Genomic DNA, 11,615 nt, shown 5'->3' with positions numbered 1-11,615 from the left:
TGAGTCTGCGGACCTTCGCCCGCCGGTTCAACGAGGAGATCGGCATGAGCCCCGGCCGCTGGCTGATCCGGCAGCGGGCGGCCCGGGCCCGGCAGCCGTCACCTCCAGGTGACGGGGCCCTTCCGCGTACGGTGCCCGGCTCAGTAACCGAAGTCCTGGGTCCACCAGGGGCCGCCGTCGCCGAAGACGACGCCCACGCCCATGGTCGTGAAGTCGCAGTTCAGGATGTTGGCGCGGTGACCGTCGCTGTTCATCCAGGACGCCATCACCGCCGCCGCGTCCACCTGGCCGCGGGCGATGTTCTCGCCGCCCATGCCCGAGATGCCCGCCTGCTCCGCCCGGACCCACGGGGTGTCGCCGTCCGGGTCCGTGTGGTCGAAGAAGCCGCGGGCCGCCATGTCCGCGCTGAACGCGCCGGCCAGCGCCCCGAGCCGCGCGTCCGCGCGCACCGGCGTGCAGCCCACCTTGGCGCGCTCGGTGTTGACCAGGCGGAAGACCTCGGCCTCGGCGGCCTCGCCCCGGTCGGCGGTGGAGGTGACCGGGGGCTTCTCCGTCGGCGCCGCCGTGGTCGGGGCCGGCCTCGGCGCGGGCGCCTTCGTCGTGGGCGCGGCCGAGGTCTTCGGCGCCACCGGCTTCGGGGCGGGGGCCTTCGTCTTCGGCGGCGCCTTCGAAGGGGCCTTCGAAGGCGTCTTCGAAGGCTTCGGCTTCGGGGTGGCCTTCGGGCTCGGCTTCGTGGACGGGGTCGCCGAGGGGACGACGGGGGCGCCGTGCTTCCCGGTGTCCGTGCTCGCGCCCGTCACCGCTCCGCCCGATCCGCCGGCCGGGGACTGCGTGGAGCCGCCCTGCGTCGTCAGCTCGGGGGCCTGCCGGGACTGGACCTGGTGCTCGCTCGTGCCGGTGCTGCCGACGGTGAACGCGTCCCCGCCGGGCAGCAGACCCGAGGCGACGGCGACGGCGCCGACCGCGACGGCCGCGGAGACGCCGAGCAGGCCGGTGCGCACGGGCCGCCGACGGCGGGCGGCACCCCGGTGCGGGAGGTCCGAACCGGCCGCGTAATCTTCTGCGGCGGGTGCGGCGCCGGAGCGACGGTGGCGTCCCATCTGCTCTGCCTTCCTCTTGCTGGTCTTCGCTGTCTTCGCTGTCTTCGCTGGTTCTTTGCCGGGCTTTGCTGATCTTTGCTGTCGGTACCGTTCCGGAGGGACAGTCGAACGGCGCGCGCCCGAACGGGTGAGGTGTGTTCGGTCGGGACTGTACGCGATGGAGAGCAGGGGTGATGTGCTCATCTGGCAATCCGCCCGTTAGCGTGCAGCCATGAGCGACGACGTACGGATGACCGCCTGGGTGCGCGGCCGGGTGCAGGGAGTGGGCTTCCGCTGGTTCACCAGGGCAAACGCCCTGGAGATCGGCGGCCTGGTGGGCTTCGCCCTGAACCTCGACGACGGCCGGGTGCAGGTGGTGGCCGAGGGGCCGCGTGAGAATTGCCACCGTCTGCTCGACTGGCTTCACTCCGACGACACACCCGGACGTGTGGACGGCGTCACTGAGATCTGGGACACCCCGCGCGGCGGCTACGACGGCTTCGCCATCCGCTGACGATCACGCTCCGACACCCTGCCCGGTGACCCAGCGCGGCGCCGGGCGGACGGCCGGTAACAGGGGCGTGACCAGCGAAGCACCTGATGGTTGCCATCTGGCGCCGGGCATGGAAGGCTGCCCCATAAGGATGATCGCGACGCCCCCGAGGCACCGAGTTCGAAGGCCCCGCCGCCCGCTGAGCGGCCGTGGACTCCTCGGTAGCCCTTCAAACGGGGCGTGATCGTGTTGACCGTCAAACTTTTTGGTGAGACTCTGGAAGCCCCGCGCACCTTAGCTGTTTGGCAGTGGAACCGGCACGACAAGCAGTACTGCCGAGCACCGCGGGTGCGAATCCCTCACGACCCACACCGCTTCGGTCGGTCACTCATTGTGGAGGACCATCCATCATGGCAAAGGCGCTTCTCGGTTACGTCGGCGGCTCCGACCCGCGACTCCTCGCCGAGATGCGACGGCTCCAGCAGCGCGTCCAGGACCTCGAATCCGAGCTGGTACGGATCCAGTCCGAGAAGGACACGCTCGCCGCTGCCGCCGCTCAGCACCAGGGAGAGTCGCTGCTGAACAGCATCGATCTCGACGTACCCCAGGCAGAGCCTGCGCTCACCTGACGACCCAGCCCCCCAGGGGCCAGGCGGAAAGCATTCTCGTCGGCGCAGCCGGACACCACACCGCTGATCGTGCGGATCGACGTACGTGCACGACAGCTGGATATGCAAGGGACGCTTCGGCGTCCCTTCTTCCTTTCACCCGCCGTTTCCCCCGTGTCCCACCCCTCCTCATCCGAGGATCTGCCCCACGTCATCGCGGGTGAAACGCACGGGCCCCGGTAGAGTCGCATGAGTGCACCTCAAGGCCCTGACCCTCCGCGGATTCAAGTCGTTCGCCTCGGCCACCACGCTGCGGTTCGAACCGGGAATCACCTGCGTCGTGGGGCCCAACGGGTCGGGCAAGTCCAACGTCGTGGACGCCCTCTCCTGGGTCATGGGCGAGCAGGGCGCCAAGTCGCTGCGCGGCGGCAAGATGGAGGACGTCATCTTCGCCGGCACCACCGGGCGCCCGCCGCTCGGCCGCGCCGAGGTCTCGCTGACCATCGACAACTCCGACGGCGCGCTGCCCATCGACTACGCCGAGGTCACCCTCACCCGGATCATGTTCCGCGGCGGCAGCAGCGAGTACCAGATCAACGGCGACACCTGCCGGCTGCTCGACTTCCAGGACCTGCTCTCCGACTCCGGCATCGGACGCGAGATGCACGTCATCGTCGGCCAGGGGCAGCTCGACTCCGTGCTGCACGCCGACCCGATGGGCCGCCGCGCCTTCATCGAGGAGGCCGCCGGCGTCCTGAAGCACCGCAAGCGGAAAGAGAAGGCGCTGCGGAAGCTGGACGCGATGCAGGCCAACCTCGCGCGCGTGCAGGACCTCACCGACGAGCTCCGCCGCCGGCTCAAGCCGCTCGGCCGGCAGGCGGCCGTCGCCCGCCGCGCCGTCGTCATCCAGGCCGACCTGCGCGACGCCCGGCTCCGCCTCCTCGCCGACGACCTCGTCCGGCTCCGGGCGGCGCTGGCCGCCGAGGTGGCCGACGAGGCCGCCCTGCTCGCCCGCAAGGAGGCCACCGAGGCCGAGCTGCGCGCCGCCCTCGCCGAGGAGGCCGGCCTGGAGGCGGAGGCCCGCACCCTCGTGCCCCGCCTGGAGCGCGCACAGCAGAACTGGTACGACCTCTCCCAGCTCGCCGAACGCGTGCGGGGCACCGTCTCCCTGGCCGACGCGCGCGTGAAGAGCGCCACCACCGCGCCCGCCGAGGAACGGCGCGGCCGCGACCCGGAGGACCTGGAGCGCGAGGCCGCCCGCGTCCGCGAACAGGAAGCGGAGCTCGAAGCCGCCCTGGAGGCCGCCGAGCGCGCCCTGGAGGGCAGCGTCGCCCACCGCGCGGACCTGGAGCGCACGCTCGCGGCCGAGGAGCGCCGCCTCAAGGACGCCGCCCGCGCCATCGCCGACCGGCGCGAGGGCCTCGCCCGGCTCCACGGCCAGGTCAACGCGGCCCGCTCGCGCGCCGCCTCCGCCCAGGCCGAGATCGACCGGCTCGCCGCCGCCCGCGACGAGGCCGCGGAGCGGGCCGCCGCCGCCCAGGAGGAGTACGAGCAGCTCAAGGCCGAGGTCGACGGCCTCGACGCGGAGGACACCGAGCACGCCGAGCGGTACGAGGCCGCCCGCCGCGAACTCGCCGACGCGGAGGCCGCGCTCGGCGCCGCCCGCGAGGCCGCCGCCACCGCCGAACGCCGCCGCGCCGCGACCAAGGCCCGGCACGACACGCTCGCCCTCGGGCTGCGCCGCAAGGACGGCACGGGCGCGCTGCTCTCCGCCGGACTCAGCGGACTCCTCGGCCCGGCGGCCGAACTCCTCACCGTCACCCCCGGATACGAGGTCCCCGTCGCCGCCGCCCTCGGCGCCGCCGCCGACGCGCTCGCCGCCGACGGGCCCTCCTCCGCCGCCGAGGCCCTGCGCCTGCTGCGCAAGCAGGACGCGGGCCGGGCCTCGCTGATCCTGGCCGGTGCCCCCGAGCCGGAGTCCCCGACGGCGGCCGGAAGGCACCCGTACGCCGCCGACCTGGTCAGTGGGCCCGCCGAAGTCCTGGTCGCCGTCCGCCGGTTGCTCACCGGAATCGTGGTCGTCGGGGACCTCGACGAGGCCGTCGAACTGCTCAGGGCCCGGCCCGAGCTGACCGCCGTCACCGCCGAAGGCGACCTGCTCGGCGCGCACTTCGCGCACGGCGGCTCCGCCGGGGCGCCCAGCCTCCTCGAAGTCCAGGCCTCGGTCGCCGAGGCCGCCGCCGAGCTCGACGAACTCGGCGTGCGGTGCGGGGAGTTCGCGCTCGCGCAGCAGGAGGCCACCGAGCGGCGCCGCCACGCCGCCGCGCTCGTCGAGGAGCTCGACACCCGCCGCCGCGCCGGTGAGCGCGAGAGGTCCGCCGTCGCCCAGCGGCTCGGCCGGCTCGCCGGGCAGGCCAGGGGAGCGGCGGGGGAGGCCGAGCGGACCGCGGCGGCCGCCGCCCGCGCGCAGGAGGCCCTGGAGAAGGCCACCGCCGAAGCCGAGGAACTGGCCGAACGGCTCCTCGTCGCCGAGGAGATGCCGGCCGAGGACGAGCCCGACACCTCCACGCGCGACCGGCTCGCGATCGAGGGCGCCCACGCGCGCCAGAGCGAGATGGAGGCGCGGCTCCAGGTCCGTACCCACGAGGAGCGGGTCAAGGGGCTCGCCGGACGGGCCGACTCGCTCGACCGGGCCGCCCGCGCCGAGCGGGAGGCACGCGCGCGTGCCGAGCAGCGCCGGGCCAGGCTGCGCCACGAGGAGCGGGTCGCGGGCGCGGTCGCCGCGGGAGCCCGTACCCTCCTGGCCCATGTCGAGGTCTCCCTGGAACGCGCCGAGCGGGAGCGGGAGGCGGCCGAGGCGGCGCGGGCCGAGCGGGAGCAGGGCCTGACGGCCGCCCGGGCCAGGGGCCGGGACCTCAAGGCCGAGCTCGACAAGCTGACCGACTCCGTGCACCGGGGAGAGGTGCTCGGCGCGGAGAAGCGGTTGCGGATCGAGCAGCTGGAGGCGAAGGCGCTGGAGGAGTTCGGCGTGGAGGCGACCGCCCTGGTCGCCGAGTACGGTCCGGACCAGCCCGTGCCCCCGCCGCCGACGGTCGAGGGCGAGGAGGGGGATCCGGAGTCCGAGGAGCCGCGCCCGTTCGTCCGTTCGGAGCAGGAGAAGCGGCTGAAGGCCGCCGAACGGGCGTACCACCAGCTCGGCAAGGTCAATCCGCTGGCCCTGGAGGAGTTCGCGGCCCTGGAGGAGCGGCACCAGTTCCTCTCGGAGCAGTTGGAGGACCTCAGGAAGACCCGTACCGACCTGCTTCAGGTCGTGAAGGAGGTGGACCTGCGGGTCGAGCAGGTCTTCACCGAGGCCTACCGGGACACCGCCCGCGAGTTCGAGGGAGTCTTCTCGCGGCTCTTCCCGGGCGGCGAGGGCCGGCTGGTCCTCACCGATCCCGACAACATGCTCACCACCGGCGTCGAGGTGGAGGCCCGCCCGCCGGGCAAGAAGGTCAAGCGGCTCTCGCTGCTCTCCGGTGGTGAGCGCTCGCTCACCGCCGTGGCGCTGCTCGTCTCGATCTTCAAGGCCAGACCCAGCCCGTTCTACGTGATGGACGAGGTCGAGGCGGCGCTCGACGACACCAACCTCCAGCGGCTGATCGGGCTCATGCGGGAGCTCCAGGAGTCCTCGCAGCTGATCGTGATCACGCACCAGAAGCGGACGATGGAGGTCGCGGACGCGCTGTACGGCGTTTCCATGCAGGGCGACGGGGTATCCAAGGTCATCAGCCAAAGGCTCCGCTAGAGAGTTTCTTCAAGATCACATTCAAGAGTTGAACTCAAGTGAGCTTGTTGCCCTCTGGTGACGGATGGAGGCCCCCTCTTGACTTCGAAACTTGAAGGCATAGTCTCTGCAACGTTGCTTTTACCTTCACGTGGTGGGCGGCGTGAAGTTGTGCGCCACTGGAAGGGCTCGCCCCCCACCGAGGAGTCCATGTGACCGACACCGCGCAGGCGCCCACGCCGCCGCCTTCCGAAGGCCGAGCCGCCCACCCGGACCACCTCGGCCACGTCATCTTCATCACGGCCTCCGCCGCGATGGGCGGATTCCTCTTCGGATACGACAGCTCCGTCATCAACGGCGCCGTCGAGGCGATCCGGGACCGCTACGACATCGGCTCCGGCACCCTCGCCCAGGTCATCGCCGTCGCCCTGATCGGCTGTGCCATCGGCGCCGCCACCGCCGGCCGGATCGCCGACCGCATCGGCCGCATCCGCTGCATGCAGATCTCCGCGGTGCTCTTCGCCGTCAGCGCCGTCGGCTCCGCCCTGCCCTTCGCCCTCTGGGACCTCGCCCTCTGGCGGATCATCGGCGGCTTCGCCATCGGCATGGCCTCCGTCATCGGCCCCGCGTACATCGCCGAGGTCGCCCCCGCCGCCTACCGAGGCCGCCTCGGCTCCTTCCAGCAGGCCGCGATCGTCATCGGCATCGCCGTCTCCCAGCTGGTCAACTACGGCATCCTCCAGCTCGCCGACGGCGAGCAGCGCGGCGAGATCGGCGGCCTGGAGGCCTGGCAGTGGATGCTCGGCGTGATGGTCGTCCCCGCCTTCCTCTACGGCATGCTGTCCTTCGCGATCCCCGAGTCCCCGCGCTTCCTCATCTCCGTCGGCAGGATCGACCGGGCCAAGGAGGTCCTCGCCGAGGTCGAGGGCCGGGGCGTCGACCTCGACCACCGGGTGGACGAGATCGAGCAGGCCATGCGCCGCGAGCACAAGTCCACCTTCTGGGACCTGTTCGTCACCGGCAGCCGCTTCAAGCTGCTGCCCATCGTCTGGGTGGGCATCGGACTCTCGGTCTTCCAGCAGCTCGTCGGCATCAACGTCGCCTTCTACTACTCCGCGACGCTCTGGCAGTCCGTCGGCATCGACCCGTCCAGCTCGTTCTTCTACTCGTTCACCACGTCGATCATCAACATCATCGGCACGGTGATCGCGATGGTCCTGGTCGACCGGGTCGGCCGCAAGCCGCTCGCCCTCGTCGGCTCCATCGGCATGGCGATCGCCCTCGCCTTCGAGGCCTGGGCCTTCTCCGCCGACCTCGTCGACGGCAAGCTGCCCGAGACCCAGGGCGTCGTGGCCCTCGTCGCCGCCCACGTCTTCGTGCTCTTCTTCGCCCTCTCCTGGGGCGTGGTGGTCTGGGTCTTCCTCGGCGAGATGTTCCCCAACCGGATCCGCGCCGCGGCCCTCGGCGTCGCCGCCTCCGCCCAGTGGATCGCCAACTGGGCCATCACCGCCAGCTTCCCGTCCCTCGCCGACTGGAACCTCTCCGGCACCTACGTCATCTACACGGTCTTCGCCGTGCTCTCGATCCCCTTCGTGCTGCGGTACGTCAAGGAGACGAAGGGCAAGGCGTTGGAGGAGATGGGCTAATCCCCGCTGCCCCTCTTCTCGCGACGACCGCCCCGGCCGCAGGCCCCATGCCTCCGGCCGGGGCGGTGCGCCGTTCCGAGGCCGTGAGCCCGTGCGGTCCGCCGGTTCACGCCGTGAGCCGCGGCAGCACCTCCTCGCAGAACAGCCGCAGGCTCCGCCATCCCTCCTCGACCGGCATCCCGCCGCACAGCGGATGCAGCACCGGACTCTCCAGGCCGAGCGCCAGGCACTCCTCCGGGGTGACCACCCGGTAGACCCCCTCCGCCCGCAGCTCCGCCACCGTCGTCGCCGTCGACCGCACCGCCGAGCGGATGTCCTTCGACTGCCAGGAGGCGTACGTCCGCGCCTCGTGCAGGAAGTGCCCGCCGTACTCGGCCCAGGTCCGGTCCGGGTCCTCCGACAGGTGCAGCAGCGGGGTCTCCTCGGCCGGCATCATCGTCCAGCCCTCCGTGCCGTACTCCGCGCACCGCTCCCGGTAGTACTCCTCCAGCTCCGGCAGGTGCGCGCTCGGGAAGAACGGCAGCCCGAGCCGGGCCGCCCGCCGCGCCGCCGCCCGCGACGAACCCCCGACCAGCAGCATCGGATGCGGCCGGGTGAACGGCCGCGGGGTGACCCGTACCGTACGGCCCCGATAGGTGAACGGCTCCCCGGTCCAGGCCGCGAGCAGGGTCTCCAGGAGCAGGTCCTGGAGCTTGCCGCGCCGGCCCCAGTCGACCCCGCGCTCCTCGTACTCCTCCGGGCGGTAGCCGATCCCGGCCACCGTCACCAGCCGGCCCCCGCTCAGCAGGTCCAGGACCGCGATGTCCTCGGCCAGGCGCAGCGGATCGTGCAGCGGGCCGATGATCGCCGAGACGGTGACCGCGATCCGGCGCGTCGCGCCGAAGACCGCGCCCGCGAAGGCGAAGGGGGAGGGCAGCCAGTTGTTCTCGACCCCGTGGTGCTCCTCGGTCTGCACGGTGTCGACGCCGTGCCCGTCGGCGTACGCGGCCATGGCGAGCGCGGCCCGGTAGCGCTCCGAGAGGGAGTCCGGGGTCGCGCGGGGATCGACGAGGTTGAACCGTACGACGCTGAACGGCATGGGAAGTCCCCCTTCGCTGGTACGCGGAAGTTCGCCGGTACGCGGAAGGGGGACGTTATCTGACGTGGCGTCAGATGGAAACGGTCTCGCGCACTTCGGCGGGCGCCACCGGCACCTTCTCCGGGGTGCGCGGCAGCACCGCGTACAGCACGCCCGCGACCGTGATCGTCGCCGCCCAGCCCAGACCGTTCTCACCGATCCAGGACGAGGCGAGCGGACCGGAGAACCAGTCGACCTTCGTGAACAGCAGGCCCACGACCAGCGCCACGGCCCACGCCGTCATCGCCTGCCAGGCGAAACCGCCCCGGTACCAGTAGGCGCTGGTCCTCGTGGTGTCCATCAGCGCCGCCGCGTCGTACGACCTCCGGCGCAGCATGTCCACGCCGAAGACCCCGATCCACGCCGAGAACGCCACCGCGAGCAGCGTCAGGAAGGAGATGAACGAGCCGATGAAGCTGGACGCCACGACCATCAGGAGGAAACCGAAGACCAGGCTGATCACGGCGTTCACGCTCACCGCCGCCGCACGCGGCACCTTGATGCCCAGGGTCTGCGCCGTGAACCCGGCCGAGTACATCGACATCGAGTTGATCAGCACCATCCCGATCAGCGCGATCACCAGGTACGGCACGGAGATCCACATCGGCAGCAGCTCGCCGATGAAGGAGACCGGGTCCTGCGCCGAGGCCAGGTCCGGCGTGGACACCGCCATCACCGCGCCCATCAGCACCATCGGGAGCACCACGATCCCGGCGCCGCCGATCGTCGAGCCGACCATGGCCCGCGAGGAGGCCGTCCGGGGCAGGTAGCGCGTGAAGTCGGGGCCCGAGGGAACCCAGCTGATGCCGCCGGCCGCGATCGTGCCGATGCCCGCGACCGTCATCGCCGTCGAACCGGCCGGCTTGTCGAAGACCGCCGACCAGTCGGTGTCGGCCACGAGATAGGCCAGGACGAGCACCGAGAAGGCGCCGAAGAGGTACGTCGACCACGTGCTGCACACCCGCAGCGCGTTGATCCCGAGACCCGAGACCAGGAACGTGCTGGTCACGAAGAGCAGCAGCGTCACCACGATGAGAAGCGTGTTCGACTTCACGCCGAAGAGCAGGTCGAGGACGGTCAGCACCGCGTACGCCCCGGTGACCGCGTTGATGGTCTCCCAGCCCCAGCGGGCCACCCAGATCAGCGCCCCGGGAAAAAGGTTTCCGCGCTGACCGAACACGGCCCGCGACAGCGCCATGCCGGGCGCCCCGCCGCGCTTCCCCGCGATCGATATCAGACCGACGATCCCGTACGAGAGGACCGGCGCCGCGATCGCCACCGTCAGGACCTGCCAGAAGTTCAGGCCGTTGAAGACGATCAGACCGGCGCCCATCGTGAGCAGCAGCACGCTGATGTTGGCCGCGACCCAGGTCGGGAAGAGCTCGCGGACCCGGCCGGTCCGCTCGGCGTCGGGGACGGGCTCGAGACCGCGGGTCTCCATCGCGCCGTCGTGCGTCGCGCCTGCGGCTTCGGAGGCGTGGGGCATAGGGGTACTCCGTTGGACAGATGTGGGGGAACCACCACTGTACGTGCTCCGCCTCCGGCGCCTTCGTGGCCGATACTGGACCGGTTATGGAACTCATCCTTGCTGTAGTCATCGCTCTGGTCGTCGCGGTCGCCGTGACGAGCGGGCTCGTGATCAGCGGTCGCAAGAAGAAGCAGCTGCCGCCGGCCGAGCCGCCGTCCACCACGCCGACCATCACCGCTCCGCCCGCCGAACCGCACGTCGGCGAGGAGGCGGAGACACCGCGGGAGGAACCACGCCGCACGGTCGAGGAGGTCGAACTCCCCACCGAGGCGCCCTCCGGGGCCACGGTCGTCGAGGAGCCGCTCGTCGAGGAGCCCGGGGCTCCCGAGATCGAGGTGCCCGAGCCGACCGCCGGCCGACTCGTACGGCTCCGGGCCCGGCTCGCCCGCTCCCAGAACTCGCTCGGCAAGGGGCTGCTCACGCTCCTGTCCCGCGAGCACCTCGACGAGGACACCTGGGAGGAGATCGAGGAGACCCTCCTCACGGCCGACGTCGGCGTCGCGCCCACCCAGGAGCTCGTGGACCGGCTGCGCGAGCGCGTCAAGGTGCTCGGCACCCGCACCCCCGACGAGCTGCGCGGCCTGCTCCGCGAGGAGCTCGTCGCCCTCCTCGGCGACTTCGACCGCACGGTGAGGACCGAGAGCCCCGAGGACACCCCGGGCGTGGTCATGGTCGTCGGCGTCAACGGCACCGGCAAGACCACCACCACCGGCAAGCTGGCCCGTGTCCTCGTCGCCGACGGCAAGTCCGTCGTCCTCGGCGCCGCCGACACCTTCCGCGCCGCCGCCGCCGACCAGCTCCAGACCTGGGGCGAGCGCGTCGGCGCCCGCACCGTGCGCGGCCCGGAGGGCGGCGACCCGGCGTCGATCGCCTTCGACGCGGTCAAGGAGGGCATCGCCGAGAAGGCCGACGTCGTCCTCATCGACACCGCCGGCCGGCTCCACACCAAGACCGGCCTCATGGACGAGCTCGGCAAGGTCAAGCGCGTCGTCGAGAAGCACGGCCCGCTCGACGAGATCCTCCTCGTCCTCGACGCCACCACCGGCCAGAACGGCCTGATCCAGGCCCGCGTCTTCGCCGAGGTCGTGGACATCACCGGCATCGTGCTCACCAAGCTCGACGGCACCGCCAAGGGCGGCATCGTCGTCGCCGTCCAGCGCGAGCTGGGCGTCCCGGTCAAGCTGGTCGGTCTGGGCGAGGGCCCGGACGACCTGGCGCCCTTCGAGCCGGGCGCCTTCGTCGACGCCCTGATCGGCGACTGACACCCCGTACGCGCGTGAGGGCCCCCGCCATCTCCTGGCGGGGGCACCAAGGCCACCATCACCGCCGAGATCAAGGCCGGCGACTACGCCATCGCCTGCAAGCCCGGCATGAAGGG

8 protein-coding genes and 1 pseudogene are annotated in these 11,615 nt (G+C 71.8%); 6 read left to right on the top strand and 3 right to left on the bottom strand.

What is annotated here, in order from left to right; all coding sequences use genetic code 11:
* Positions 1-92: pseudogene (locus tag ABZ318_RS36730) on the top strand (AraC family transcriptional regulator); the annotation flags it as partial.
* Between the two features lie 48 nt (positions 93-140).
* On the opposite strand, the gene ABZ318_RS36725 reads toward ABZ318_RS36730, so the two are convergent.
* The gene (locus ABZ318_RS36725) at positions 141-1,100 is read right to left on the bottom strand and encodes a CAP domain-containing protein (protein ID WP_356906772.1); all 960 of its coding nucleotides are present in this window, start codon (positions 1,098-1,100) and stop codon (positions 141-143) included.
* Between the two features lie 211 nt (positions 1,101-1,311).
* On the opposite strand from ABZ318_RS36725, the gene ABZ318_RS36720 reads away from it, so the two are divergent.
* From ABZ318_RS36720 to ABZ318_RS36705, 4 genes are all read left to right on the top strand, one after another.
* A complete protein-coding gene (locus tag ABZ318_RS36720) occupies positions 1,312-1,593 on the top strand; it encodes an acylphosphatase (protein ID WP_030690661.1) in 282 nt (93 codons plus the stop codon).
* A 389-nt stretch (positions 1,594-1,982) separates the two neighbouring features.
* Entirely contained in the window at positions 1,983-2,201 is a 219-nt protein-coding gene (locus ABZ318_RS36715; RefSeq protein ID WP_356906771.1) for a hypothetical protein, read from the top strand.
* 232 nt (positions 2,202-2,433) lie between these two features.
* Positions 2,434-5,967: a chromosome segregation protein SMC gene (gene smc, locus ABZ318_RS36710; protein WP_356906770.1), complete on the top strand. Its 3,534-nt coding sequence runs from the start codon at positions 2,434-2,436 to the stop codon at positions 5,965-5,967.
* A 191-nt stretch (positions 5,968-6,158) separates the two neighbouring features.
* Positions 6,159-7,592 (top strand): sugar porter family MFS transporter, encoded by a 1,434-nt coding sequence (locus ABZ318_RS36705; RefSeq protein WP_356906769.1) that lies wholly within the window; start codon positions 6,159-6,161, stop codon positions 7,590-7,592.
* Between the two features lie 106 nt (positions 7,593-7,698).
* Here the strand turns inward: ABZ318_RS36705 and ABZ318_RS36700 are convergent, their stop codons facing one another.
* Positions 7,699-8,670 (bottom strand): LLM class flavin-dependent oxidoreductase, encoded by a 972-nt coding sequence (locus tag ABZ318_RS36700; protein ID WP_356906768.1) that lies wholly within the window; start codon positions 8,668-8,670, stop codon positions 7,699-7,701.
* Between the two features lie 70 nt (positions 8,671-8,740).
* On the bottom strand, positions 8,741-10,195 hold the full coding sequence (locus tag ABZ318_RS36695) for a cytosine permease (protein WP_356906767.1): 1,455 nt from the start codon (positions 10,193-10,195) through the stop codon (positions 8,741-8,743).
* 86 nt (positions 10,196-10,281) lie between these two features.
* Here ABZ318_RS36695 and ftsY point away from each other — a divergent pair, with 86 nt between their 5' ends.
* Complete coding sequence (gene ftsY, locus ABZ318_RS36690; protein WP_356906766.1) at positions 10,282-11,499, top strand: signal recognition particle-docking protein FtsY; 1,218 nt, start codon at positions 10,282-10,284, stop codon at positions 11,497-11,499.
* Positions 11,500-11,615 lie beyond the last annotated feature (116 nt).

Origin of the sequence: Streptomyces sp. NPDC006197, assembly GCF_040613865.1 — a bacterium.
Taxonomy (GTDB): Bacteria; Actinomycetota; Actinomycetes; order Streptomycetales; family Streptomycetaceae; genus Streptomyces.
Note: the sequence above shows the minus strand (reverse complement) of the source record. Positions and strands in the feature narration are given on the sequence as shown.

Coding starts and splice junctions, on each gene's coding strand:
- ftsY (WP_356906766.1), top strand. CDS start 10,282: ATGGAACTCATCCTTGCTGTAGTCATCGCTCTGGTCGTCGCGGTCGCC.
- ABZ318_RS36720 (WP_030690661.1), top strand. CDS start 1,312: ATGAGCGACGACGTACGGATGACCGCCTGGGTGCGCGGCCGGGTGCAG.
- ABZ318_RS36700 (WP_356906768.1), bottom strand. CDS start 8,670: ATGCCGTTCAGCGTCGTACGGTTCAACCTCGTCGATCCCCGCGCGACC.
- ABZ318_RS36725 (WP_356906772.1), bottom strand. CDS start 1,100: ATGGGACGCCACCGTCGCTCCGGCGCCGCACCCGCCGCAGAAGATTAC.
- ABZ318_RS36695 (WP_356906767.1), bottom strand. CDS start 10,195: ATGCCCCACGCCTCCGAAGCCGCAGGCGCGACGCACGACGGCGCGATG.
- ABZ318_RS36715 (WP_356906771.1), top strand. CDS start 1,983: ATGGCAAAGGCGCTTCTCGGTTACGTCGGCGGCTCCGACCCGCGACTC.